Source organism: Actinoplanes sp. CA-142083 (assembly GCF_050942195.1).
Classification (GTDB): domain Bacteria; phylum Actinomycetota; class Actinomycetes; order Mycobacteriales; family Micromonosporaceae; genus Actinoplanes.
Window position 1 is genome coordinate 300544 of record NZ_CP192076.1, and the last position, 24617, is coordinate 325160.

The 24617-nt window shown below is 69.6% G+C and carries 23 protein-coding genes; 19 read left to right on the forward strand and 4 right to left on the reverse strand.

The annotated features are described in order from the left end of the window. Positions 1-54 precede the first annotated feature (54 nt). The 15 genes from ACQPZX_RS01450 to ACQPZX_RS01520 all read left to right on the forward strand — a co-directional run bounded on the left by ACQPZX_RS01450 (position 55) and on the right by ACQPZX_RS01520 (position 17439). Entirely contained in the window at positions 55-420 is a 366-nt protein-coding gene (locus tag ACQPZX_RS01450) for an NADH-quinone oxidoreductase subunit A (RefSeq protein WP_433373227.1), read from the forward strand. 6 nt (positions 421-426) lie between these two features. Continuing rightward, positions 427-1092: a NuoB/complex I 20 kDa subunit family protein gene (locus tag ACQPZX_RS01455; RefSeq protein WP_433373230.1), complete on the forward strand. Its 666-nt coding sequence runs from the start codon at positions 427-429 to the stop codon at positions 1090-1092. A gap of 77 nt (positions 1093-1169) precedes the next feature. Next, positions 1170-1886 (forward strand): NADH-quinone oxidoreductase subunit C, encoded by a 717-nt coding sequence (locus ACQPZX_RS01460; protein WP_433373233.1) that lies wholly within the window; start codon positions 1170-1172, stop codon positions 1884-1886. Next, positions 1883-3208 carry an NADH-quinone oxidoreductase subunit D gene (locus tag ACQPZX_RS01465; protein ID WP_433373236.1) on the forward strand — a complete coding sequence of 442 codons (1326 nt, stop codon included), beginning with the start codon at positions 1883-1885 and terminating at the stop codon, positions 3206-3208. The genes ACQPZX_RS01460 and ACQPZX_RS01465 overlap by 4 nt, the downstream gene beginning before the upstream one ends. A 54-nt stretch (positions 3209-3262) precedes the next feature. Continuing rightward, positions 3263-4306, forward strand: coding sequence for an NADH-quinone oxidoreductase subunit NuoE (nuoE, locus tag ACQPZX_RS01470; RefSeq protein WP_433373239.1), 1044 nt, complete (start codon positions 3263-3265; stop codon positions 4304-4306). Further along, positions 4303-5619 carry an NADH-quinone oxidoreductase subunit NuoF gene (gene nuoF / locus ACQPZX_RS01475; RefSeq protein WP_433373242.1) on the forward strand — a complete coding sequence of 439 codons (1317 nt, stop codon included), beginning with the start codon at positions 4303-4305 and terminating at the stop codon, positions 5617-5619. Before nuoE ends, nuoF begins: the two co-directional genes overlap by 4 nt. Next, positions 5619-8207 (forward strand): NADH-quinone oxidoreductase subunit G, encoded by a 2589-nt coding sequence (locus ACQPZX_RS01480; protein ID WP_433373245.1) that lies wholly within the window; start codon positions 5619-5621, stop codon positions 8205-8207. The genes nuoF and ACQPZX_RS01480 overlap by 1 nt, the downstream gene beginning before the upstream one ends. A 5-nt stretch (positions 8208-8212) precedes the next feature. Continuing rightward, positions 8213-9565 (forward strand): NADH-quinone oxidoreductase subunit NuoH, encoded by a 1353-nt coding sequence (gene nuoH, locus ACQPZX_RS01485; RefSeq protein ID WP_433384925.1) that lies wholly within the window; start codon positions 8213-8215, stop codon positions 9563-9565. 52 nt (positions 9566-9617) lie between these two features. Beyond that, complete coding sequence (gene nuoI, locus ACQPZX_RS01490; RefSeq protein ID WP_433384928.1) at positions 9618-10163, forward strand: NADH-quinone oxidoreductase subunit NuoI; 546 nt, start codon at positions 9618-9620, stop codon at positions 10161-10163. Then, positions 10160-10909, forward strand: a complete 750-nt coding sequence (locus tag ACQPZX_RS01495) for an NADH-quinone oxidoreductase subunit J (RefSeq protein ID WP_433373248.1) — start codon at positions 10160-10162, stop codon at positions 10907-10909. The genes nuoI and ACQPZX_RS01495 overlap by 4 nt, the downstream gene beginning before the upstream one ends. Then, the gene (nuoK, locus tag ACQPZX_RS01500) at positions 10906-11205 is read left to right on the forward strand and encodes an NADH-quinone oxidoreductase subunit NuoK (RefSeq protein WP_433373250.1); all 300 of its coding nucleotides are present in this window, start codon (positions 10906-10908) and stop codon (positions 11203-11205) included. The genes ACQPZX_RS01495 and nuoK overlap by 4 nt, the downstream gene beginning before the upstream one ends. A 12-nt stretch (positions 11206-11217) precedes the next feature. After that, on the forward strand, positions 11218-13143 hold the full coding sequence (gene nuoL, locus ACQPZX_RS01505) for an NADH-quinone oxidoreductase subunit L (RefSeq protein ID WP_433373253.1): 1926 nt from the start codon (positions 11218-11220) through the stop codon (positions 13141-13143). Beyond that, entirely contained in the window at positions 13140-14678 is a 1539-nt protein-coding gene (locus ACQPZX_RS01510) for an NADH-quinone oxidoreductase subunit M (RefSeq protein ID WP_433373256.1), read from the forward strand. The genes nuoL and ACQPZX_RS01510 overlap by 4 nt, the downstream gene beginning before the upstream one ends. Before the next feature lie 2 nt (positions 14679-14680). Further along, positions 14681-16213, forward strand: coding sequence for an NADH-quinone oxidoreductase subunit NuoN (nuoN, locus tag ACQPZX_RS01515; protein WP_433373259.1), 1533 nt, complete (start codon positions 14681-14683; stop codon positions 16211-16213). Between the two features lie 227 nt (positions 16214-16440). Beyond that, positions 16441-17439 (forward strand): polyprenyl synthetase family protein, encoded by a 999-nt coding sequence (locus tag ACQPZX_RS01520; protein ID WP_433384931.1) that lies wholly within the window; start codon positions 16441-16443, stop codon positions 17437-17439. Here ACQPZX_RS01520 and ACQPZX_RS01525 read toward each other — a convergent pair. Beyond that, positions 17436-18623, reverse strand: coding sequence for an MFS transporter (locus ACQPZX_RS01525; RefSeq protein WP_433373262.1), 1188 nt, complete (start codon positions 18621-18623; stop codon positions 17436-17438). The genes ACQPZX_RS01520 and ACQPZX_RS01525 overlap by 4 nt on opposite strands. Positions 18624-18776: 153 nt before the next feature. Between ACQPZX_RS01525 and ACQPZX_RS01530 the strand changes: the two genes are divergently transcribed. Both ACQPZX_RS01530 and ACQPZX_RS01535 read left to right on the forward strand, forming a co-directional pair. Next, a complete protein-coding gene (locus ACQPZX_RS01530) occupies positions 18777-19571 on the forward strand; it encodes an IclR family transcriptional regulator (protein ID WP_433373265.1) in 795 nt (264 codons plus the stop codon). A 114-nt stretch (positions 19572-19685) separates the two neighbouring features. Then, entirely contained in the window at positions 19686-20378 is a 693-nt protein-coding gene (locus tag ACQPZX_RS01535) for an anti-sigma factor family protein (protein WP_433373268.1), read from the forward strand. Positions 20379-20393: 15 nt separating this feature from the next. Here ACQPZX_RS01535 and rarD read toward each other — a convergent pair whose 3' ends face one another. From rarD to eccE, 3 genes are all read right to left on the reverse strand, one after another. Continuing rightward, positions 20394-21320: an EamA family transporter RarD gene (rarD, locus tag ACQPZX_RS01540; RefSeq protein WP_433373271.1), complete on the reverse strand. Its 927-nt coding sequence runs from the start codon at positions 21318-21320 to the stop codon at positions 20394-20396. A 98-nt stretch (positions 21321-21418) separates the two neighbouring features. Next, the gene (locus ACQPZX_RS01545; protein WP_433373273.1) at positions 21419-21802 is read right to left on the reverse strand and encodes a phage holin family protein; all 384 of its coding nucleotides are present in this window, start codon (positions 21800-21802) and stop codon (positions 21419-21421) included. Between the two features lie 43 nt (positions 21803-21845). Then, positions 21846-23702: a type VII secretion protein EccE gene (eccE, locus tag ACQPZX_RS01550; RefSeq protein WP_433373276.1), complete on the reverse strand. Its 1857-nt coding sequence runs from the start codon at positions 23700-23702 to the stop codon at positions 21846-21848. Between the two features lie 260 nt (positions 23703-23962). Here eccE and ACQPZX_RS01555 point away from each other — a divergent pair, with 260 nt between their 5' ends. Together ACQPZX_RS01555 and ACQPZX_RS01560 are read left to right on the forward strand one after the other, a co-directional pair. Next, entirely contained in the window at positions 23963-24250 is a 288-nt protein-coding gene (locus tag ACQPZX_RS01555) for a WXG100 family type VII secretion target (RefSeq protein ID WP_433373279.1), read from the forward strand. A gap of 25 nt (positions 24251-24275) precedes the next feature. Next, positions 24276-24572, forward strand: a complete 297-nt coding sequence (locus ACQPZX_RS01560) for a WXG100 family type VII secretion target (RefSeq protein WP_433373282.1) — start codon at positions 24276-24278, stop codon at positions 24570-24572. Positions 24573-24617: the final 45 nt, after the last annotated feature.

The following is a 24617-nucleotide window of genomic DNA, read 5'->3' on the forward strand; positions in this document are numbered from 1 at the left end:
CTGGCCGAATCCGACTAATAGTGTGAAGCGGCTAACGTTCGAGCAGGAGAGATCATGACGATCAACCCATACGTCCCGATCGTCGCGCTGATGATTCTGGGCGCGCTCTTCGCGCTGTTCTCGGTCGGTATAGCGCCGATCGTCGGCCCGAAGCGCTACAACCGGGCAAAACTCGACGCGTACGAGTGCGGCATCGAACCGGCGCCGCAGCCGATCGGCGGCGGGCGCTTCCCGGTGAAGTTCTACCTGACCGCGATGCTCTTCATCGTCTTCGACATCGAGACCATCTTCCTGTACCCGTGGGCCGTGTCCTTCGGGGCGCTCGGCGTGTTCGGGTTCGTGGAGATGGTCCTGTTCATCGTCACCGTCTTCATCGCCTACACCTACGTGTGGCGGCGCGGCGGACTCAACTGGGACTGATGCGTCATGGGTATCGAAGAGAAACTCCCTGCCGGAATCCTGCTCACCTCCGTCGAGCTGCTCTCGAACTGGGCGCGTAAGTCGTCGTTCTGGGGCGCCACCTTCGGCCTTGCCTGCTGCGCGATCGAGATGATGGCCGCGGGCGGACCGCACTACGACCTTGGCCGCTGGGGCATGGAGGTCTTCCGGGCCTCGCCCCGCCAGGCCGACCTGATGATCGTCGCCGGTCGGGTCAGCCAGAAGATGGCGCCGGTCGTCCGCCAGATCTACGACCAGATGCCCGAGCCGCGCTCCGTGATTTCCATGGGTGTTTGCGCGTCGTCCGGCGGCATGTTCAACAACTACGCGATCGTGCAGGGCGTGGACCACATCGTCCCGGTCGACGTCTACCTGCCCGGCTGCCCGCCGCGGCCGGAGATGCTGATCGACGCCATCCTCAAGATGCGCGAGAAGGTCCTGCACCAGCCGCTCGGCCCGAACGGCCGCAAGATGCTCGAGGCGCGCAAGGCCGCCGGCAAGATGCCGATCGTCGCCCCCGGCGCGATGCCCTCCTCCTACCGGGTCGACAAGACCCGCCGTGCGGAGTGGACGCAGGCCGTCAAGGAGGGCCGCGAGGAACAGCTTCGCATCGAGAACTGGATGAAGCTGCAGCCGCACCTGCGGAAGGGGTGAGGGAGCTTGCGACCGAACAATTTGGCTCAGTCGGCTGAACGGCCGTTCGTTGCCCTCGAAGCGGAGGTGTTTCTTACGTGAGCATCGAGAACACCGGTGGGGTGCCGGTCAACGCGGAGCCGGTCGGCGCCGACATCGACGCCCCGGCCCAGGTGCCGTCCAGCCCGCAGAAGGGCATGTTCGGCATCCAGGGCACCGGCGACGTCTCCGGCTTCGGCGGCCTGGTCCGCCGGCGGCCCGACGTGGTCGGCAGCCCCAAGCCGTACGGCGGCTACTTCGACGAGGTCACCGACGCGCTCGAGGAGGCGTACCCCGGCTTCGCGGACGCGATCGAGAAGGTCGTGGTCGACCGCGGCGAGCTGACGCTGCACATCAAGCCGGAGCGGATCGCCGAGGTCGCCCAGATCATGCGGGACGACGAGGCGCTGCGCTTCGAGCTGTGCTCCTCGGTGTCCGGTGTGGACTACCTGAACTCCGACAGCCGCCGGCTGCACGTCACCTACCACCTGACGTCGATGACCTACCGCCGTCGCGTACGGCTCGAGGTCGCCGTCCCGGTCGACACCCCGGTTCCGACCGTGACCAGCGTCTACCCCACCGCCGACTGGCAGGAGCGGGAGACGTACGACATGTTCGGCGTCATCTTCACCGGCCACCCCAACCTGACCCGGATCCTCATGCCGGACGACTGGGAGGGCCACCCGCAGCGCAAGGACTACCCGCTCGGCGGCGTGCCCGTCGAGTACAAGGGCGCCGAGATTCCGCCTCCTGACCAGCGGAGGGTCTACCAGTGACTTCGTCAGGCTATGCAACCGAGCGAGAGACCACCGAAGGCCGCGTCTTCACGGTCACCGGCGGCGACTGGGACACGGTCACCGGCAGCATCGACCCGTTGTCGAACGAGAAGATCGTCGTCAACATGGGTCCGCAGCACCCGTCCACGCACGGCGTGCTGCGGCTGGTGCTCGAGCTCGAGGGTGAGACGGTCACCGAGTGCCGCCCGGTCGTCGGTTACCTGCACACCGGCATCGAGAAGAACCTCGAGTACCGCAACTGGACCCAGGGCACCACGTTCGTGACCCGGGCCGACTATCTCGCGCCGCTGTTCAACGAGGCCGGTTACTGCCTCGCGGTGGAGAAGCTGCTCGGCATCGAGGACCAGATCACCGAGCGGGCCAACACGATCCGGGTGCTCTTCATGGAGCTCAACCGGATCTCCTCGCACCTGGTTTGGCTGGCCACCGCGGGCATGGAGATCGGCGCGATCTCGATGATGCTGTACGGCTTCCGCGAGCGCGAGTACATCCTGGACATCTTCGAGGAGACTTCCGGTCTGCGGATGAACCACGCGTACTTCCGCCCCGGCGGCGTCGCGCAGGACATCCCGGAATCGGCGATCAAGAAGATCCGGGACTTCCTCGTTTACATGCCGAAGAAGCTCAAGGAGTACGAGGCCCTGCTGTCCGGCCAGATCATCTGGCAGCAGCGGACCCAGGGCGTGGGCGTCCTGGACGTCACCGGCTGCATGGCGCTCGGCGTCACCGGCCCGGTGCTGCGCTCGGCCGGTCTCGCCTGGGATCTCCGCAAGACGCTGCCGTACTGCGGGTACGAGAACTACGAGTTCGACGTGCCGACCGCGACAACGGGCGACGTCTGGGGCCGATACCAGGTGCGGATGGCCGAGATGCGGGAGTCGCTCAAGATCGTGGAGCAGGCGCTCGACCGGCTCAAGCCCGGCCCGATCTTCATCGCCGACAAGAAGATCGCCTGGCCGGCCCAGCTCGCGATCGGCGTCGACGGCCTGGGCAACTCGCTCGAGCACGTCGCCAAGATCATGGGTCAGTCGATGGAGTCGCTGATCCACCACTTCAAGCTCGTGACCGAGGGCTTCCGGGTCCCGCCCGGCCAGGTCTACGTCGGCGTCGAGCACCCGCGCGGCGAGCTCGGCGTGCATGCGGTCTCGGACGGCGGCACTCATCCCTACCGGGTGCACATGCGTGATCCGAGCTTCGTGAACCTGCAGTCCATCTCGGCGATGGCTGAAGGCGCGCTGCTGGCCGACGTCATCGCCGGTGGCGCATCCCTGGACCCCGTGATGGGTGGGTGTGACCGCTAAATGTCCGACACTGCTATGCCAAACCGGCTTCGCCGTAATGCGACGGAAACCCCGATGGATATCGAGTTCTCCCCGGCTGCCGCGCCGCTAGCGGAGAAGTTGCTCGCGCCGGCGCTCGAGATCATCGCGCGCTACCCGGAGGGCCGCAGCCGTTCCGCGCTGCTCCCGCTGCTGCACCTGGTGCAGACCGAGCAGGGGCACGTCAGCCCCGACGGCGTGGCCTTCTGCGCCGAGGTTCTGGGCATCAACAAGGCCCAGGTCGGCGCGGTCGCCACGTTCTACACCATGTACAAGCGGCGCCCCACCGGCGAATACCTGGTCAGCGTCTGCACCAACACGCTGTGCAACATGATGGGCGGCCAGGAGGTCTACGACCGGCTGACCGACCACCTCGGCGTCGGCAACCAGGAGACGACGGCCGACGGCAAGATCACTGTGGAGCACGCCGAGTGCCTGGCGGCCTGCGACTACGCGCCGGTGGTCACGGTCAACTACGACTTCGCCGTCGACGAGGCCACGCCGGAGTCCGCGATCGCCCTGGCCGAGAGCCTGCGCAAGGGCGAGAACCCGGTGCTGTCGCGCGGTGCCCGGGTCTGCTCGCTCAAGGAGATGCAGCACCAGCTCGCCGGCTTCGCCGACGAGCGGGACGGCGCGGTCGGCGACGGGCCGGCCGGCGCGTCCACCCTGCGCGGCGTGACCCTGGCCCAGCAGCACGCGATCGCGGTGCCGAACTTCAACCTCGACGCCCCGATCAACAAGACCAAGCCGGCGCCCAGCGAGGAAAACCGGGGCAAGGTCGCCACCGCCGCCGACAAGGTGACCGGCGCGGTCAAGGCCGCGGCCGGCGCGGTCGCCGACAAGGTCACCGAGCACCGCAACGCCGGCCGCCCGACCGACGCCGGTGACGCCAAGGACCCGGAGGTGCGCACCGCCGAGGCGCGTAACCCCACCGCCTCCACCCCGGACACGACCGGAACGGCGAAGGCGTCGGCCCCGGCCGCGTCCAACGCCGCGGAAGCGGAAGGCGTCGCGCAGAACCCGCCGGCCGGCGACGCCAAGCCCGCCGGTGACAGCGTGCGTAACGAGGAGCAGAAGTGACTCAGCCACGGCGTGAGGTCCTCGAGAAGCTGACCCCCGTCCTCACCAAGCGCTGGCTGTCGCCGGACGCCTGGAAGATCGACGTCTACGAGCGGCTGGACGGCTACGCGGGCCTCAAGAAGGCGCTCGACGTGCACCCCGACGACCTGATCCAGCTGGTGAAGGACTCGGGCCTGCGCGGCCGCGGCGGCGCGGGCTTCCCCACCGGTCTCAAGTGGGGCTTCATCCCGCAGGGCGACAACAAGCCGCACTACCTGGTCATCAACGCCGACGAGGGCGAGCCGGGCACCTGCAAGGACCTGCCACTGATGACGTACGACCCGCATTCGCTGATCGAGGGCGCGATCATCGCCTCGTACGCGATCCGGGCCAACCGCGCCTTCATCTACATCCGCGGCGAGGCGGTGCACGCGGCCCGCCGGCTGCGGGCCGCCGTGAAGCAGGCGTACGCGAAGGGCTACCTCGGCACCAACATCCTGGGCACGGGCTTCGACCTCGACCTGGTCGTGCACTCGGGCGCCGGCGCGTACATCTGTGGCGAGGAGACCGCGCTGCTCGACTCGCTGGAGGGCTTCCGCGGCCAGCCCCGGCTGCGCCCTCCCTTCCCGGCCATCGCCGGCCTGTACGCGAGCCCGACGGTGGTCAACAACGTCGGCACCATCGCGTCGGTGCCGTACATCGTGCTCGGTGGCGCCGACTGGTGGCGCAGCATGGGCACCGAGAAGTCGACCGGCCCGATGATCTATTCGCTCTCCGGCCGGATCGCCAACCCGGGCCAGTACGAGTGCGGCCTCGGCATCACGCTGCGCGAGCTGATCGAGCTGGCCGGCGGCATGAAGCCCGGCCACACGCTGAAGTTCTGGACGCCGGGCGGCTCGTCGACCCCGCTGCTGACGGCCGAGCACATCGACACCCCGATGGACTTCGAGGGCGTCGCGGCCCAGGGCTCGCTGCTGGGCACCACGGCCATGCAGATCTTCAGCGACCAGGACTGCCCGGTCTACGCGACCTGGCGGTGGCTGGAGTTCTACCACCACGAGTCGTGCGGCAAGTGCACGCCGTGCCGCGAGGGCAACTACTGGATGGTCCGCACCTACCGGCGGATTCTGTCCGGCGAGGGCACCTACGCGGACCTCGACACCCTGCAGGACACCGCCGACAACATCTTCGGCCGGTCGTTCTGCGGTCTGGGCGACGGCGCGGCGACCCCGGTCATCTCGACGTTGAAGTTCTTCCGCCAGGACTACCTGGACTACATCGAGGGCCGGACAGCTCCGCGGCTGTCGGCTAAGGCCCTGGTTGGAGCTCACTGATGACCGACGTAGCCAAGAAGACCACAGAGCTTGCTGCAAATCGCGTCACGCTCACCATCGACGGGGTCGAGGTCACCGCCGAGAAGGGCGAGCTGGTCATCCGGGTCGCCGAGCGGATGGGCATCGCGATTCCCCGGTTCTGCGACCACCCGCTGCTCGCCCCGGCCGGCGCCTGCCGCCAGTGCCTGGTCGAGATCGAGGGCCAGCGCAAGCCGGTCGCCTCCTGCACGCAGGCGGTCGCCGAAGGCATGGTGGTGCACACCCAGCTCACCTCCGAGGTGGCCGACAAGGCCCAGCACGGCGTGATGGAGCTGCTGCTGGCCAACCACCCACTGGACTGCCCGACCTGTGACAAGGGCGGCGAGTGCCCGCTGCAGAACCAGGCGATGTCCAACGGCCGCGCCGAGTCCCGCTTCCACGAGCACAAGCGCGAGTACGAAAAGCCGATCCACATCTCCAGCCAGGTGCTGCTCGACCGCGAGCGCTGCATCCTGTGCCAGCGCTGCACGCGGTTCTCCGAGGAGATCGCCGGGGACAAGTTCATCGACCTGATGGACCGTTCCTCGGGCGAGCAGATCAACGTGTACCGGGACGACTTCTTCGGCGGCCGGGGCACCGGCGACGGGCAGGTCGGCGAGGGCGAGGGCGACGTCGCCTTCAACTCGTATTTCTCCGGCAACACCATCCAGATCTGCCCGGTGGGCGCGCTGACCGGCGAGCAGTACCGGTTCCGGGCCCGCCCGTTCGACCTGGTCTCCACGCCGACGGCCTGCGAGCACTGCGCGGCCGGCTGCTCGATGCGCGCCGACCACCGCCGCGGCAAGGTGCTCCGGCGCCTGGCCGGCGACGACCCGGCGGTCAACGAGGAGTGGAACTGCGACAAGGGCCGGTGGGGCTTCCGCTACGCCACCGCCAACGACCGCATCATGAACCCGCTGATCCGCGACGCGCGCAGCGGTGAGCTGCGCGAGGCCTCCTGGAGCGAGGCGCTGTTCACGGCGGCGGAGGGCCTCAAGGCGGCCAAGGCCGCCGGCGGCGTCGGGGTGCTCACGGGTGGCCGTCTCACGGTGGAGGACGCGTACGCGTACGCGAAGTTCGCCCGGGTGGCCCTCGGCACCAACGACATCGACTTCCGGTCGCGCCCGCTGAGCACCGAGGAGGCCGACTTCCTGGCCGCCTCCGTCGCCGGTGGGGTCTCCGATGTGACCTATGAGGACGTCGAGAACGCCCCCGTCGCGGTCATCGTCGGGCTCGAGCCGGAGGAGGAGTGCCCCATCCTCTTCCTGCGGCTGCGCAAGGCGGCCGACAAGCGCAAGCTCCAGGTCACCGCGGTGGCGCCGTACCTGACCCGCGGCTTCGCCAAGATCAGTGCGTCGCTCGTCGCGGCCGCCCCGGGCGAGGAGGCCCGGATCCTGGCCGACGACCCGGCCGTGGCCGCGGCGCTCGCCACCCCGGGCGCCCTGCTGATCGTCGGCGAGCGCCTGGCCACCGTGCCGGGCGGGCTCTCCGCGGCGGCCGCGGCGGCCGAGCGCACCGGCGCCCGCCTCGCGTGGGTGCCGCGCCGGGCCGGCGACCGTGGCGCGGTCGACGCCGGCTGCCTGCCCAACCTGCTGCCCGGCGGCCGCCCGGTCGCCGACCCGGCGGCCCGCGCCGAGCTCTCGCTGGCCTGGAGCGTCGAGACCGGCGGCCTGCCCAGCAAGCCCGGCCGCGACACCGACGGCATCATCGCGGCGGCGGCGAAGGGCGAGCTCGGTGGCCTGCTGGTCGCGGGCGTCGACCCGTCCGACCTGACCGACCCGCGCCTCGCCGAGCAGGCGCTCGACAAGGCCGGCTTCGTGGTCAGCCTCGAGATCCGCGGCAGCGCGGTCACCCGCCGCGCCGACGTCGTGCTCCCGGTGGCCCCCGCTCAGGAGAAGTCGGGCACGTTCATGGACTGGGAGGGCCGGCTCCGCTCGTTCGGGACCGTCCTGCCCACCACGGCGATGACCGACGGCCGGGTGCTCGAGGCGATCGCCGCCCTTCTGGAGGTCCCGTCCAACCACCCCGCCACCGCCCAAGAAACGACTGAAGGCATCCAATTGGGCACCGGCGACGTGATGGCGATCCGGCGCGAGCTGGGCGCCATGCCGCCGAGCAAGGCCGGCCGCCCGGCGCTGCCGACGGTGGCCCCGGCGGCGGCGGTCAAGCCGGGCGCCGGCGAGGCCGTGCTCGCCACCTGGCACCACCTGATCGACATGGGCTCGCTGCTCGACGGCGACGACGTGCTCAAGGGCACCGCCCGCCCGCCGGTAGCGCGGATCGGCAAGGACCTCGCCGAGTCGCTCGGGGTGGCCGAGGGTGACCTGATTACGGTCAACACCGACCGGGGCGGCATCACGCTGCCGGCCGCGATCACCGACCTGCCCCCGCAGGTGGTGTGGCTTCCCACCAACTCGCCGGGTTCGACGCTGCGTCGCAGCCTCGGCGTCTCTTCGGGCGCGATCGTCCGGCTCACCGCCGGCGTCGCGGGCCCGATCCTCGCTGGGCCTCCTGAAAGCGGCTCCGCCGCACTGCAGGGAGAAACCCGCATGAAGGGGGCGAAAGCATGAACTCGATGGTGGTAGCGGCGCACGCGGAGGATCCGACGCTGCCGTTCCAGGACGTCTGGTGGATCTCGCTGATCAAGCTGCTCGGGGTCTTCGTGATCCTGCTGCTGCTGACGCTGTTCACGATCAACTACGAGCGCAAGGTCGTGGCCCGGATGGCGGTCCGGCCGGGCCCCAACCAGGTCGGCCCCAAGGGCTGGTTGCAGAGCCTCACCGACGGCCTGAAGCTGCCGTTCAAGGAAGAGATCATCCCGAAGACCGCCGACAAGGTGGTCTATTTCATCGCCCCGGTGATCTCCTGTACGACGGCCTTCACGGCGTTCGCGGTGATCCCGTTCGGCGGCATGGTCAGCATGTTCGGCCACAAGACCGCGCTGCAGCTCACCGACGTGCCGGTCTCGGTGCTGGTGCTGCTGGCCTGCTCCTCGATGAGCGTGTACGGCGTGGTGCTCTCCGGCTGGGCGTCCGGCTCGACCTACCCGCTGCTGGGCGGCCTGCGGTCGAGCGCACAGATGATCTCGTACGAGGTCGCGATGGGCCTGTCGATCGTCGCGGTCTTCATGACCGCCGGCACGATGAGCACCTCGCAGATCGTGAAGGCGCAGGCCGAGGGCAACCCGTTCCACTTCCTCGGCATGGACCTGACCACGCCGAGCTGGTACGCGGTCCTGCTGCTCCCGAGCTTCGTGATCTACATGATCGCGGCGGTCGGCGAGACCAACCGGGCCCCGTTCGACCTCCCCGAGGCCGAGTCCGAGCTGGTCGGCGGCTTCCACACCGAGTACTCGTCCTTCAAGTTCGCCATGTTCTTCCTGGCCGAGTACATCAACATGATCACCGTGTCGGCGTTTTGTACCACGCTCTTCCTCGGTGGGTGGCGTGCGCCGTGGCCGATCACCGCGATCTGGTCGGGCGCGAACTCCGGCTGGTTCGGCATGATCTGGTTCTTCGCCAAGGTGCTGATCTTCCTGTTCGGCTTCATCTGGCTGCGGGCCACGCTCCCCCGGATGCGGTACGACCAGTTCATGCGCTTCGGGTGGAAGGTCCTCATCCCGGTCAACCTGGTGTGGATCCTCTTCCTCTCGTACGTCAAGGTCGCCAACAACGAGTTCTCCGACCGCACCAAGTGGCTGTCGATCGGCGGCATCGTGGTCGTCATCCTGCTGGTCGCGCTCTTCTGGCCGGCGAGCAAGAAACCCAGGCAGGTCTCCATCGAGGAACAGCTGGCGGCCCGTCCACCGGGCAGCTTCCCGGTGCCCCCGATGGATCTGCAGGTACCCCCGAGCCCGCGGGCACGCCGCGCGGTGGCCGAACGCACCCCGGCCACGGTCGGCGGCGATTCCGAAACCAAGGAGGTGTGACGTGGGGACGTTCTCGGGCTCTTTCAAGGGCTTCGGGGTGACCTTCGCGCACATGTTCCGCAAGGTCATCACGACCGACTATCCGTTCTCCCCGCCGACGCCGGCGCCGCGCTACCACGGCCGGCACATCCTCAACCGGCACCCGGACGGCCTCGAGAAGTGCATCGGCTGCGAGCTGTGCGCCTGGGCCTGCCCGGCCGACGCGATCTACGTCGAGGGTGGGGACAACACCGACGAACAGCGGTTCTCGCCCGGTGAGCGGTACGCGAAGATCTACCAGATCAACTACGCGCGCTGCATCTTCTGCGGCCTGTGCATCGAGGCCTGCCCGACCCGTTCGCTGACCATGAGCAACGAGTACGAGCTGGCCCGCGACAGCCGGCAGGACCTGATCTTCACGAAGAAGGAACTGCTGGCGCCGCTGCTGCCGGGCATGGAGCAGCCGCCGCACCCGATGCGCCTGGGCGACACCGACAAGGACTACTACGTCGGCGCGCTCACCAACCCGGGCACCTCGGCCGGCGCCGAGCGGGCGCCGTGGGCGACCAACGACGCCGCCGACGGCACAGGCGAAGCGGCGAAAGAAGGCGTGCGATGAGCCACGTTTCCACCGGTGAGGCGTGGGCTTTCTGGATCCTCGGCTCGATCGCGGTGATCGGCGCGCTCGGCATGGTGATCGCCCGCAACGCGGTGCACTCCGCGCTCTGGCTCGTGCTGACGATGCTCTGCCTGGGCTTCCTCTACGTGGTCAACGCGGCGCCGTTCCTCGGCGCCGTGCAGATCATCGTCTACACCGGCGCGATCATGATGCTGTTCCTCTTCGTGCTCATGCTGGTCGGCCGGGACGCCTCCGATTCGCTGATCGAGACGTTACGCGGGCAGCGGATCGCGGCGATCGTGCTCGGCGTCGGTTTCGCGGTGCTGGTCGGCACCGGGCTCGCCCGCGCGCTCGGCGACCTCCCCGCGGTCGGCCTGACCGAGGCGAACGCCCAGCACGGCGGCAACGTGCAGGGCCTGGCCGCGCTGCTGTTCACCCGCTACGTCTTCGCCTTCGAGCTCACCTCGGCCCTGCTGATCACGGCGGCGGTCGGCGCGCTGGTGCTGGCGCACGTCGAGCGGGCCAAGGCCGACATCGTGGACCAGGTCACCCGGATGACCCGGCGCTTCCGGCCGGGCAACTACCCCGGCCCGAAGCCGGGCCCGGGCGTCTACGCCAACACGATGTCGGTCGCGGCGCCCGCGCGGCTGCCCGACGGCAACGGCAGCGAGCGGAGCATCTCGCCGATCTTGCCCGTGCGTGAGCTGACCGCCCAAGAGGCTGCTCCGAAGGGAACCGAGAAGTGACTCCCGACTACTACCTCATTCTTGCGGCGATCCTGTTCACCATCGGCGCGACCGGGGTGCTCATCCGCCGCAACGCGATCGTGTTGTTCATGTGCATCGAGCTCATGCTCAACGCGGCGAACCTGGCGCTGGTCGCCTTCAGCCGGATCAACGGCAGCCTCGACGGTCAGATCATCTCGTTCTTCGTGATGGTCGTCGCGGCGGCCGAGGTCGTGGTGGGCCTCGCCATCATCATGTCGATCTTCCGTACGCGACGCTCGGCGAGCGTCGACGACGCGAACCTTCTTAAGTACTAAAGGGGCCTTCCTGTGGAACAGACAGTGGAGTATGCCCACGCGACGGGAACGCTGAGCGGAATCTGGCTGCTTGTGGCCATTCCGCTCGCCAGCGCCGCGGTCCTGCTGCTCCTCGGCAAACGGGCCGACAAGTGGGGACACTGGCTCGGCGTCCTCGCGGTGGCGGCCTCGTTCGTGCTGGGCCTGGTGTTCTTCTTCAGTCTCGCCGGGCTCGACGCGGAGCATCGCTCGGCCGAGCTGAGCATGTGGGACTTCATCACCGTCGGTGGGTTGCATGTCGACTTCGGCATGCTGTTCGACCCGCTGTCCGGCGTCTTCGTCCTGCTGATCACGGGCGTCGGCTCGCTGATCCACCTGTACGCCGTCGGCTACATGGAGCACGACCCGGGACGCCGCAAGTTCTTCGGATACTTCAACCTCTTCGTCGCGGCGATGTTGCTGCTGGTTCTCGGCAACAACTACGTGATGCTGTACTTCGGCTGGGAGGGCGTGGGTCTCGCCTCCTACCTGCTGATCTCGTTCTGGTACAACCGCCCGTCGGCGGCCACCGCCGGCAAGAAGGCGTTCCTGATGAACCGGGTCGGCGACGCCGGCCTGGCCATCGGCATCTTCATCATGTTCGCCACGCTGGGCACCACCCAGTACGCGGAGGTCTTCAACGGGGTCGGGACGCTGTCGGCCACGACCGTCCTGATCCTGGGCATCCTGCTGCTGCTCGGCGCGGCCGGTAAGTCCGGCCAGTTCCCGCTGCAGGCCTGGTTGCCGGACGCCATGGAGGGCCCGACCCCGGTCTCGGCCCTCATCCACGCCGCGACCATGGTGACCGCGGGCGTCTACCTGATCGCCCGCTCCAACCACATCTTCTCGGCGAACGAGACGATGCAGCTGATCGTGGTCAGCGTCGGCGCGGTCACGCTGCTGATGGGCTGCATCATCGGCGCCGCGAAGGACGACATCAAGCGGGTCCTGGCCTGGTCGACGGTCAGCCAGATCGGCTACATGTTCCTCGGTGTCGGGCTCGGCGGCGGGGCGTACGCGCTGGCGATCATCCACCTGCTCGCGCACGGCTTCTTCAAGGCCAACATGTTCCTCGGGGCCGGCTCGGTCATGCACGGCATGCACGACCAGGTCGACATCCGGCGCTTCGGCGGCCTGCGCAAGTACATGACGTGGACCTGGATCACCTTCATGATGGGCTGGCTCGCGATCATCGGCATCCCGCCGCTGTCCGGCTTCTTCTCGAAGGACCCGATCATCGAGGCGGCGTACTCGCGCGGCGACTGGACGTCCTGGCTGTTCGGCACGGCGGCGCTGCTCGGCGCCGGCCTGACCGCGTTCTACATGACCCGGCTCTACGTGCTCACCTTCCACGGTCCCGAGCGCTACACCGAGGAGAACAAGCACCCGCACGAGTCGCCGGCGATCATGACGATCCCGCTGGTGCTGCTGGCGATCGGCTCGATCGTCGCGGGCTTCCTGCTCAGCCGCCACTCGGCCATCCCGCAGTGGCTCGAGCCGGTCACCGGCGAGGGCGAGGGCGAGCCGGTCATGAACAAGTGGGTGATCACCGCGCTCACGCTGATCCTCAGCGTCGGCGGCGCGCTCGTCGCCTGGGCGCTGTTCCGCAAGGGCACCGCCCTGCAGGAGCAGCCGGCCGGCGCGGTCGTCACGGCGGCCCGGCGCAACCTGTACACCGACGCGTTCAACGAGGCGGTGTTCGAGCGTCCCGGCATCTACCTGACCCGGGCGCTGGTCTACCTCGACAACCGCGGCATCGACGGCATCGTGAACGGCATCGCGGCCGGCGTCGGCGGCAGCTCCGGGCGACTACGAAGGCTCCAAACCGGCTTCGTCCGGTCGTACGCCCTCTCCATGCTCACCGGCGCTCTGCTCGTGGTCGGCGCCTTCCTCGCGATCCAGTTGGGGTGGCTCGCATGAGCGACTTTCCGTTCCTCGGCATTCTGACGCTGTTGCCCCTGGTGGGCGCCATCGTCGTGGCCGTGATCCCGCGCCGCAACGCCGAGCTGGCGAAGCTGGTCGCGCTGATCTGGTCGCTCGTGGTGCTGGTGCTCAGCATCTTCATGTGGGTGGCTTTCAAGATCGACGGCGACCGGTTCCAGTTCCACGAGTCGTACGCGTGGATCCCCTCCTGGGACGCCCGCTTCACCTTCGCGGCCGACGGCATCGCCCTCGTCATGCTGATGCTGATCGCGGTGCTCACGCCGGTCGTGATCCTCGCGTCCTGGCACGACGTCGATCAGGAGAAGCGCTCGGCGCCGACCTACTTCGCGCTGCTGCTGGCCTTCGAGTTCACGATGATCGGCGTCTTCGCGGCCGCCGACGTGTTCCTCTTCTACGTGTTCTTCGAGGTCATGCTGATCCCGATGTACTTCATCATCGGGTCGTTCGGCGGGCCCCGCCGGCAGTACGCGGCGGTCAAGTTCTTCCTGTACAGCCTGGTCGGCGGTCTGTTCATGCTGGCCTCGGTAATCGGCCTCTGGGTGGTCGGCGGGCACACCTTCGACTTCGCCAAGCTGATCGAGTCGGTCAACTCGATCGACCAGAACACGGCCCGCTGGCTGTTCCTCGGCTTCTTCGTGGCCTTCGCGATCAAGGCGCCGTTCTTCCCGTTCCACACCTGGCTGCCCGACGCCGGTGGCGCCGCCCCGGCGGGCGCGGCCGCGCTGCTGGTCGGCGTGATGGACAAGGTCGGCACCTTCGGCATCCTGCGCTACTGCCTCCCGCTGTTCCCCGAGGCGTCCCGCTGGTTCGCGCCGGCCGCGCTGGTGCTCGCGGTGATCGGCATCATCTACGCGGCGCTGCTCGCGGTCGGCCAGAACGACCTGAAGCGGCTCGTCTCGTACACGTCGATCGCGCACTTCGGCTTCATCGGCATCGGCATCTTCGCCTTCACCACCCAGGCCGGGACCGGCGCGGTGCTTTACATGGTCAATCACGGCCTGGCCACCGGCCTGCTGTTCATCGTGGTCGGCATGTACGTGGCCCGGCGCAACTCCAGCCTGGTCAGCGACTTCGGCGGCGCCGGCAAGCTCACCCCGGTCCTGGCCGGCGTGCTGTTCTTCGCCGGTCTCGCCTCGCTGGCCCTGCCCGGCACGGCGCCGTTCGTCAGCGAGTTCCTGGTGCTGATCGGCACGTTCACGGTGCACAAGGCGTACGCGGTCATCGCGACCTTCGGCATCATCCTGGCCGCCGCGTACGTCCTCTGGATGGTGCAGCGCACCACCCAGGGCGCCCTGAACCCGGCTCTGGAAGAGGTGCCGGCCATGCGCAAGGACATCACCCTGCGGGAGAAGGTCGTGGTCGCCCCGCTGATCCTCCTGCTCATCCTGCTCGGCTTCTACCCGAAGCCGGTCACCGATGTGATCAACCCGGCGGTGCAGGCGACCATGCACGACGTCGGAAAGACCGACCCGGGCCCGACGTCGGTCGTCGCTAACGGAGGGGCTCGCTAGCCATGGAAGCTCTCAAACTTCCCGAGATCGACTACGGCGCGCTGTCGCCCATGCTGATCCTCTTCGGGGCCGCCTGCGTCGGCATCATCGTCGAGGGCCTGGTCCCGCGTAGGTTGCGGCACCCCGTCCAGCTGGGCCTCTCCTTCGCGGCGATCATCGCGGCTTTCGTCATGGTGGTCGTCGAGCACGGCACCCGGAAGATCACCATCGGCGGCGCGGTCGCGGTCGACGGGCCCACGCTGTTCCTGCAGGGCGCGATCCTGGTGCTCGGCGCGGTCTCGATGATGCTGATCGGCGAGCGGTCGATCGAGCGGGGCGGCGCGTTCGTCTCGCAGGCCGCGATCACCGTCGGCTCGCAGAAGGACCTGCGGCAGGCCGGCGACCAGCCCGGCGCCACCGAGGTCTACCCGCTGACGATCTTCGCGCTCGGCGGCATGCTGCTGTTCGTCTCGGCGAACGACCTGCTGACCATGTTCGTCGCGCTCGAGGTCTTCTCGCTGCCGCTGTACCTGCTGTGCGCGCTCGCCCGCCGGCGTCGTCTGCTCAGCCAGGAGGCCGCGCTCAAGTACTTCCTGCTCGGTTCGTACGCGTCGGCGTTCTTCCTGTTCGGCGTCGCGCTGATCTACGGCTTCTCCGGCGGCATCTCGCTCGGCCAGGTGCACGCGGCGGTCGCCAACCCGACCCAGAGCGAGATCCTCCTGTACGCGGGTCTCGCGCTGGTCGCCATCGGCCTGCTCTTCAAGGCCGCGCTGGCGCCGTTCCACGTGTGGACGCCCGACGTCTACCAGGGCGCGCCCACCCCGATCACCGCGCTGATGGCGGCCTGCACCAAGGTCGCCGCGTTCGGCGCGCTGCTCCGGATCCTGTATGTGGCGTTCGAGGGCGTGCGCTGGGACTTCCAGCCGGTCCTGGGCACCGTGGCGGTTCTCACGATGCTGGTCGGCGCCGTCCTCGCGGTGACGCAGACCGACATGAAGCGGCTGCTCGCCTACTCGTCGATCGCGAACGCCGGTTACCTCCTGGTGGGTGTCCTGGCGCTCAACAAGGACGGCCTGAGCAGCACGATGTTCTACCTGGTCGCCTACGGCTTCTCGGTGCTCGCCGCGTTCGGCATCGTCACGCTGGTGCGCGACGCGGACGGCGAGGCGACCCACCTGTCCCGCTGGGCCGGGCTCGGGCGCAAGAGCCCGCTGTTCGCGCTCACCTTCTCGTTCATCCTGCTGGCTTTTGCCGGCATCCCGTTGACCAGCGGCTTCACCAGCAAGTTCGCGGTCTTCGGAGCGGCGGTCGAGGGCGGGCAGACCTGGCTCGTCATCTTCGGTGTGATCACCAGCATGCTGATCGCGTTCCCGTACCTGCGGGTGATCGTGCTGCTCTGGCTGAGCGAGCCGGGCGAGACCACCCCGACGGTGTCCATCCCCGGGTTCCTCACCTCGGCGGCCCTGGCCATCGGCGTGATCGCCACGCTGGCGCTGGGTGTGGTCCCGGCTCCGCTGATCGACCTGACCAGAGACGCGGCGCAGTTCGTCCGCTGACCAACGTCACGACGGGCCCCGGCGAAAGCCGGGGCCCTTTTTGTCCCACTGGGCCGCCCGGTCGGGCGCGCGGAGCGTGACCACCCACCCGGCCGGGCCGGTGCGGCGGGTGCCGTGCCGACCGCGTACGAATGTCGGATTTTGGTTTTGATCTTGTTACCGACACCCCTGGGGCTGGTGTTGCCGGACGCATATGGCATCGTGAAAGCGTGGTGAGCACCGGTGATATGACGCTCTCGTCGCTTGGCCTGGACATCGACCCCGTCGTCGATGCGTCGGTCACGTCGACGCTGGCCGCTGTGGAGGAGGCGCTCCGGGCCAACGTGGCCAGCGCCGACCCGTTGGTGGCCGAGGCTGCGCGGCATCTCGCCGATGCCGGTGGCAAACGGTTCCGTCCGCTGCTCGTGGCGCTCGGGGCGCAGTTCGGCGATCCGCAGGCGCCCGAGATCATCGCGGCGGCCAACGTGGTGGAGCTGACCCACCTGGCGACGCTCTACCACGACGACGTCATGGACGAGGCGACCGTGCGGCGCGGCGCGCCCAGTGCCAACTCGCGCTGGGGCAACTCGGTGGCCATCCTGGTGGGTGACTATCTGTTCGCCCGCGCGGCCGACATCGCCGCCTCCCTCGGCCCCGAGGCCGTCCAGCTGCAGGCGCGCACGTTCGCGCGGCTCGTGCACGGGCAGATCGCCGAGACGGTGGGCGCCCGCGACGCCGATCCGATCGAGCACTACCTGCACGTCATCACCGAGAAAACGGCCTCATTGATCGCCACGTCGGCGCGCTTCGGCGGGCTCTTTTCGGGCGCTCCCACGGAGTTCGTCGAGGCGCTCGCGGGCTACGGCGAGACGATCGGCATCGCCTTCCAGCTCTCCGACGACCTGCTCGACATCGCCTCCGACTCGGTGCAGTCCGGCAAGACGCCCGGCACCGACCTGCGCGAGGGCGTGCCGACCCTGCCGGTGCTGTACGCGCTGGCCGGCGACGACACCGACGCCTCCGCGGTGCGGCTGCGCGAGATCCTGGCGACCGGCCCGATCACCGACGACGCCCTGCACGCCGAGGCGCTGACGCTGCTGCGCGAGTCGGCGGCGATGAAGCGGGCGCGCGAGACCGTCCGGACGTACGCGGAGGAGGCCCGCGCTCAGCTGGCCCCGCTCCCGGCCGGCGAGGCGAAGCGCGCGATGGAGGCGCTCTGCGACTTCATCGCCGACCGCACGAGCTAGCCGCGCTCCCCGTGTGAGTTGAGCATCCGGCTGCCCACCAGCATCAGGGCGGCCGCGCTCACCATCGCCACGGCCGCGACGATCCACATGGCCGGGTAACCGGCCAGGGCGGCGACCGCGCCCAGCCCCAGCGGCCCGACGCAGCCGCCGGCATACACGCCCGTCTGCGTGATCGAGGTGGCGGCGGCCGGCGCCTGCGGGTGGAGCCGGACGACCGCGAAGTTCATCAGCCCCGGCCACGACCAGCCGAGCCCGAAGCCGAGCACCACGCCGGCGATCAGCGGGAGCGGGCCCGGCACGGCCAGCAGAGCCAGCCCGACGGCGCCGCAGGCCAGCAGGCCGGCGATCACGCCCACCTGACGGCCGGGGCGACGGTCGGCCTGCCAGCCGCCGAGGATCCGGGCGGCCACGCAGACCGCGCTGCCCAGGGTCAGCGAGAGACCGGCCGGGCCGGGAGCGATGCCGCGAGCCACGGCCGAGTCGACGAGGAACGTGCCGAGGGCGTTGGCCGAGGCCGCGGCGAGCGTGGCAGCGAGCCCGACGACGACGAGGGCGCTCGTTGCCCGCTTCTCTCGCATTTTTCGGTATATCCGAGCGTTGTCCGCAGCCGGGACCAGCGGCAGCGCCGCCACCGCGAGCAGGCCGCCCAGCACGAAAGCCCACCGCCAGCCCAGGGTCAGAGCAACCACCGGCACCGCCGCGCCCGCCAGGAGCGTGCTGACCGGGATGGCGGCCTGCTTCACGCCGAACGACAACCCCTGCCGCCCGGCCGGCACGTGCCGCGACAGGCTGGTGTTGCTCGCCAGTTGCCCCATCGCGTTGGCGCCCGCCCCGAGAGCGAGGATCGCGACGAGACTCCACAGTGCATTCGCCGCGGCCGCGATCCCGATCATCGAGGCCGCCGCGAGCGCGATGCCGTAGCGGGAGATCCGCGCGGCGCCGTACCGCTCGACCAGCCATCCGGCCGGCAGCGAGGCGAGCGCGCTGACTCCGAAGTACGCCGAGACCGCGAGTCCGAGGCCCGCCGGAGAGAATCGAAGATCATCACTTACTTGTACGGCGAGGCCGCCGACCAGGAACACCGGGAAGGCGACGGCGACCGTCGTGGTGAGCGCGCCGGTCGCCGCGCGCACCGGGCTGGTCACGTTTACGCTGGTCGATGCGTTGTCGAGCGTTCGGGCCATCGCTCGAAGCCTATGCCCGCAGAATGCATCCCACCGCGTTCAGTGCAAATGACCACACACGTCGTGTAAATCGATCGTGATCCACATGCTGTTTGGCATTCCGTCGGGGGAAGATTATTCATATGGTGTAAGTCCCTGGCGTCGGAGGTAGCTGTGCGCGACCCCCTGGCGGAGCCGTCCGATCTGATTCGGAGCGTGTCACGCGCGTTGCGTGTCCTCGAGTCGGTCGGCCGGGCCCCGCGCGGACTCACCGTGAAGCAGATAGCGCGACGGTGCGAGTTGACTGTCGCGACGACTTACCACCTCGTGCGCACCCTGGCTTACGAGGGCTATGTGATCCGTCGTGAGGACGGCACGTACATCGTCGGGCTGGAGATCGCCGATCGATATCGGGAGCTGGTCTCCGCGTTCCGCGGGCCGCCCGCGGTCGGCGAGGCGCTGCGCCGCGCCGCCCTCGACACCGGCTACACCCACTATCTGGGCCGTTTCGTCGGCGGCCGGATCGCGGTGACCGCCTCGGCCGAGGGCGCCCGCTCGCCGTTCGTCGACGACATGGCGCCCGGCTTCGACGAGGGCGGCCATGCCACCGCCCTCGGCAAGGCGCTGCTCGCCACGCTGACCCCCGACCAGCGCGCGCGTTACCTGCGCGACTACGGCATGCGGCAGTTCACCCCGGCCACCCTGGTCACGCCCGAGGCGCTCGAGGCCGACCTGGCGGCGGGGGAGAGGCGCGGCATGCAGATCGAGATGGGCCAGTTCCGGCAGGGCCTGGCCTGTGCGGCCGTGCTCGTGGTCGCGGACCGTGACATCGAGCGCCGGCTGGTGCTCGCGTGCTCGCTTCCGGCGGCCGAGATGCTCACCTCCGCGCGGGTGGTTCGGGCCAAGCTGACCGCCGCCGCGCGCAACGTGGCCGAGGCATTGTCGGCGGGCGAGTCGGCAACAGCCTGACAAATCGGACAGCAGGGCGGCCTGACGAGGGCGTCTAAGACTCCGTTGAACCTCACGCGGCCCTGTCACGTAAGACAGGGTGCACGCGGGAGGTCAGCGGAGGGTGGTGACGGGGTGCACTGTGAGCACGAGCATGACGACGGGGCGTATGTGCTGGGTGCCCTCTCGCCGGCCGAGCGTGCCGCCTACGAGCGGCACCTGGCGACCTGTTCGTTCTGCCGCGAGGCGGTCGCCGACATCTCGACGCTGCCCGATCTGCTGTCCCGGCTGGACGCCAAGGAGTTCGCGAAGCTCCTCGATCCGACGCTGACCGCCGATCACCCCGGCGCGTCCCTGCGCGACATGGCGGCGCCTCCGGCGGCAAAAGGCAAAAGGCGCAAGAATTTCGGCGTACGGGTGCTGAGCTCCGTCGCCGTGGCCATCCTCGTCGGCCTGGTCGGCATCGGCGTGCTGGCCTGGACCCGCGACACCACCGCGCCCGGCACCGTGCCGGGCGGCCCCGCGACCGCGATGACCCGGGTCGACGCGTCCTCCCTGGTCTCCGCCACCGTACGGCTGACCAGCGCCGCCGGCGGCACCAAGGCCGACCTGGTCTGCACCTACAGCTCGTCGGCGCCGGAGAAGTCGACGTTCCGTCTGGTCGCCTACGGTCACGGCAACGACCAGGAGCAGATCGGCTCCTGGGACGCCGAGCCCGGCGCGGTCTTCTCGATGCAGGGTTTCACCCACTTCGGCCGCGGCAACATCAGCCGGATCGAGCTGGTGCGGTTCGACGGCCGGGTGCTGCTCGCCTACGACGTCCCCTGATCCTCTGATTCCGGATCAGCGGGGTGGAAGAGCGGCGACCGGCTCGGCGGTGGCGGCTGCCGGGCCGGGCGTCGATCTCTGGCGCAGCGCGTCCACGGTGAAGATGATCAGCGCGATCCACACCAGGCCGAAGCCGGCGAGCCGGGCCGGCGGCATCGGCTCGTGGAAGATGAGCAGCCCGCAGGCGAGCTGGAGGATCGGCGCCACGTACTGGAGGATGCCGATCCCGACCATCGGCACCCGGTTCGCCGACGCCGCGAACAGCAGCAGCGGCACCGCGGTCGCCACCCCGGCGAAGATCATCAGCGCGGTGTGCGTCGCCGACACGTGCCCGAACTTCGCGTGCCCGGCCGCGGTCAGCCAGACCACGTAGACCAGCGCCGGGATGGCCAGCACCGACGACTCGACGAACAGGCCCTCGGCCGGCGGCAGCTTGAGACGCTTCTTGACCAGGCTGTAGGTGCCGAAGCTCGCGGCCAGCAGCAACGCGATGTACGGCAGGCGGCCGTAGTCGATGGTCAGCACCACGACCGCGATCCCGCCGACGGCGACGGCCGCCCACTGCCAGGCGCGCAGCCGCTCGCGCTCGACGGTCACGCCGAGCAGCACCAGCACGAGCGGGGTGATGAAATAGCCGAGCGCGGTCTCGACGACCCGATCGGAGTTGACGCCGTAGATGTACGTGCCCCAGTTGATCGCGATCAGCACGGCCGCGGCCGAGATCCCGCCGAACAGCCGGGGCGAGCGCACGATCCGCATCAGGAAGCGCCAATTGCGCGCCGCCGCCAGCACGATGCTGACGAAGACGACGGACCAGATCACGCGGTGGGCGAGGATCTCGAGAGCGCCGGACGGCTTGAGCTGCTTGAAGTAGATCGGGAAGAAACCCCAGAGCACGTACGCCGTCAGGCCGTACAGGTAACCGCGCCGCTCCTCGCTCATGCCAACACCGTAAGGGCTCGACCCGCGTCAGCCCCTTGCATATGGCTCAGCTCACGGCCGCCCGCACCGGGTCGAGCGGGCGGCCGTCGCGTCGTGGATCAGTCGTCGCCACCGTCCGGGACCAGCATGTTCAGCAGCCAGCTCACGACGCCGACGAGCAGGGCGCCGAGCACCGCGCTGGGCCAGAAGTCGTCCACGTGGAACGGTAGGTTGAGCTCGCCCGCGATCCAGCTGGTCAACATGAAGAGCAGGCCGTTGACCACGATCGCGATCAGGCCGAGGGTGAGGACGTAGAGCCCGCAGCCGATCACCTTGATGATCGGCCGGAGCACCGCGTTGATGATGCCGAAGATGACCGCGACGGCCAGCAGGGTCGCGATCTTCTGCGGTACGGAATCGGTGGTGAGCTCGATCCCGCTGATCAGAAGAGTCGCGATCCACAGCGAGACGGCGGTGATCACCAGCCGGATGAGGATGCCCATGGCACCGGATGGTGTCACGATCATGCCAATCGGCGATACCTTTTCAGCGCGTGGGCGCGCCGATGAGCTGGCCCTCGATGGGCGTCTCGGCCAGCGCCGCCCACCGCACCGCGCGCCGGTTGACCACACCCACCATGTCGGGGCGGATCCGGGTCATCCACTGTGCCACCTCGCCGAGACCCAGCGCGCCGCCGAGCAGCGCCGCCTCGTCGGGCCGCAGCGGCTGGAGTACGAGCAGGTCGGCACGGGAGGCCACGTCGACGTCGGCGGCCCCGAAGTCGTCGCGCACCACCAGCGTGGCCTGCCAGCCCGCGCCGGGCCGGTTGTCGGCGCCCACCGCGCCCACGTCCACGACGACGAGCAGTGGGTGCAGGGCCGAGCCGGGGGCGATCTCGAAGGCCCGGCCGGGCGGCACCACGGCGATCGACTCGCCCGGCACGGCCGCGCCCCGCACGAACGGCTCCCACGCCTGCGGGCGCGCCGTCTGCACGACCACCCGGGCGCCCAGCGCCATCGCCCGCAGCGAGATCAGCTGGGCGCAGCGCACCCCGCCGACCAGCAGCACCCGGGTCTGCTCGGGGCGGAACAGCCGGGCCACCACCGGGTTGCCGTGCCGGTTGCGGCCCAGCATCAGGCCCGACGTGCCCACCGGCAGGATCAGCGCGTCGGACTGGTCGGCCGGCTGCACCTCGGGCGGCAGGCCGGGCACGGCCGAGGGCGTGCCGCTGCCGCCGAGCGGGAGCGTGGCGGCCAGGCCCATCAGCTGCTCACCGTCGAGCCGGCGGACGTGCGCGTGCTCGGCCGACACCACCTTGCGCAGCGCCTGGGCGGCGACGCCGAGCGTGGCCGGATCGGGCGCGGCGAGACGCACGGTGAGGTCGATCGGGGTGGGGCCGTGCGCCGGGCGCGGCCCGGCGGTCAGCGAGACCGTGGTGGCCGCCGCGGGCAGCGTCAGCATGCGCGGCACCAGGCGGCGCGCCGTCTCGATCCGGGTGTCGGGCCAGCGGCGCAGCCGGAACGTGGTCTGCGCGAGGCCGCCGACCCGCAGGCCCGGCCACGTCTCCTGGGCGCCGCCCACACCCTCGTCGTGCGCGATCTCGGCGAGCGCCCGCAGCGCCGCGGCCTCGCCGAGCGGGCGGGCCGGCGCGGCGGAGAGCCGGCGGGTCATCTTGCGCACCAGGCCGGAGAGCGTGCGCAGCAGCTCGTCGTCGGACCAGCCCTCGGCCCGCAGGACCCGCACGGCGAGCAGCGCGCGGCTGTGCCCGAGCAGGCGGCCCTCGGTGAGCTGCCGGTAGGAGTTGGCCGGGGTGCCGGCGCCGGCCCGGACCGAGGGCGCCGGGGCGCCGCTGAGCAGCAGCTGGATCAGCACCGGCGGCTGCTCGGGGCCGGCCGGCGGCAGCAGCGAGGCCGGTGACGGCAGCGCCTGCGAATCCTCGGCGAGCAGACCGGCCGGGTCGCCCAGCTCGAGCACCGCGGTGAGGCCGAGGCCGTCGACGATGACCGCGGCCGGGTCGCCGGCCAGGTCGGTCTGCTCGACCCGGCTGCCCGGCGCCACCAGCTCGAGCAGCGCGCCGACGGCCGGGCCGGGCGGCGCGGTGTGCTTGCGGCCGCCGAAGCGCATCGCCACGCCGATCCACTCGAAGACCCACCGCCCACGCACCCGCAGCCAGGTCAGGGCGAGGATGAGCACGGCCGGGACGGCGGCCGCGGCCAGAGCGACCGGGCCGTTGACGGCACCGATCAGCAGGGCGGCCGCGGCGACCTGGGTGCCGACCAGCTGGCTCGCGCGGATGCCGAACAACCGGCCCCGCCTGCGAGGCCGGGTGCTGACCTTGGGTAGTGGACCGGCGGCCCCGGTGAGGTCGCGGTAGTCCCGGCCGCCCGCCACACCCACCGTCACCGCAAACCACCCTTCTGCCTTGTCGGGGCCATCGTAGGACTCGCCCCGTCACCGTAGGGGGTGACGAGTTATCCACAGATCGCCATCTCGGGGTATCGCCGATTGAACCGGATCGCTACGGTCGGCGTTCGGAAAGAAACTGATGTCGATACGCCGAGGGGCCTCGGGCCCGTCCACAAGGGATGTCCGGCGCTTCGGCGACACGATCGAGAAAGCGGGGTGCGACCGGGGTGGCCTACACGCAGGCAGAATCCCAGGTGATGGCGACAACCGCCACCAAGTTCGACAGTGTCAACGATGGGTTGCAGACGATGCTGTCGCAGCTCATGAACGAGCTCTCGGCGCTGCAGAGCTCCTGGAAAGGCCTCGGCGCACAGGCGTTCGAGCAGGTCAAGCTGCAGTACGCGAACGACCTCAAGGCCCTGAACCAGGCTCTGTCCGAGACCGCCGAGTCGATTCGCCAGTCGGGTGCGGGCTACGACTCCACCGACACCACAGCCGCCAGCAAGGTCGCCAACAGTGGTGGCGGCTTCAGCCTGCCGCTCTGAGCCCCGACGAGGAGGGTTAGTAAAGATGGCCAACGACGGAGTTCTTCTCGTCAACTTCGGCGCGCTGCAGCAGGCGACCGCCGACATCAACAAGGGCATCAGCACCATGCAGAGCCAGCTCGACGAGCTCGAGCGCGCCGCGGCTCCCCTGGTGGCGTCCTGGGGCGGCGACGCCCAGCAGGCGTACGCGGCCCGGCAGGCCCGGTGGAAGGCGGCTTCGACCGACCTCACGCAGATCCTGCAGAACATCAAGGCTGCCGTCGAGCAGTCGACCGAGGACTACATCACGACCGAGAAGCAGGCGACCAGCCGCTTCCAGTGAGCCGGCGACGTCGTCAGACGACTTGAAACGGCCGGACCAGCCTTC

Excerpts from the sequence above, each read along its gene's own strand:
- ACQPZX_RS01450 (WP_433373227.1), top strand. The coding sequence starts at position 55 with ATGACGATCAACCCATACGTCCCGATCGTCGCGCTGATGATTCTGGGC.
- ACQPZX_RS01455 (WP_433373230.1), top strand. The coding sequence starts at position 427 with ATGGGTATCGAAGAGAAACTCCCTGCCGGAATCCTGCTCACCTCCGTC.
- nuoE (WP_433373239.1), top strand. The coding sequence starts at position 3,263 with ATGGATATCGAGTTCTCCCCGGCTGCCGCGCCGCTAGCGGAGAAGTTG.
- ACQPZX_RS01480 (WP_433373245.1), top strand. The coding sequence starts at position 5,619 with ATGACCGACGTAGCCAAGAAGACCACAGAGCTTGCTGCAAATCGCGTC.
- nuoH (WP_433384925.1), top strand. The coding sequence starts at position 8,213 with ATGGTGGTAGCGGCGCACGCGGAGGATCCGACGCTGCCGTTCCAGGAC.
- nuoI (WP_433384928.1), top strand. The coding sequence starts at position 9,618 with ATGTTCCGCAAGGTCATCACGACCGACTATCCGTTCTCCCCGCCGACG.
- ACQPZX_RS01495 (WP_433373248.1), top strand. The coding sequence starts at position 10,160 with ATGAGCCACGTTTCCACCGGTGAGGCGTGGGCTTTCTGGATCCTCGGC.
- ACQPZX_RS01510 (WP_433373256.1), top strand. The coding sequence starts at position 13,140 with ATGAGCGACTTTCCGTTCCTCGGCATTCTGACGCTGTTGCCCCTGGTG.
- nuoN (WP_433373259.1), top strand. The coding sequence starts at position 14,681 with ATGGAAGCTCTCAAACTTCCCGAGATCGACTACGGCGCGCTGTCGCCC.
- ACQPZX_RS01520 (WP_433384931.1), top strand. The coding sequence starts at position 16,441 with ATGACGCTCTCGTCGCTTGGCCTGGACATCGACCCCGTCGTCGATGCG.
- ACQPZX_RS01525 (WP_433373262.1), bottom strand. The coding sequence starts at position 18,623 with ATGGCCCGAACGCTCGACAACGCATCGACCAGCGTAAACGTGACCAGC.
- rarD (WP_433373271.1), bottom strand. The coding sequence starts at position 21,320 with ATGAGCGAGGAGCGGCGCGGTTACCTGTACGGCCTGACGGCGTACGTG.
- ACQPZX_RS01545 (WP_433373273.1), bottom strand. The coding sequence starts at position 21,802 with ATGGGCATCCTCATCCGGCTGGTGATCACCGCCGTCTCGCTGTGGATC.
- ACQPZX_RS01555 (WP_433373279.1), top strand. The coding sequence starts at position 23,963 with ATGGCGACAACCGCCACCAAGTTCGACAGTGTCAACGATGGGTTGCAG.
- ACQPZX_RS01560 (WP_433373282.1), top strand. The coding sequence starts at position 24,276 with ATGGCCAACGACGGAGTTCTTCTCGTCAACTTCGGCGCGCTGCAGCAG.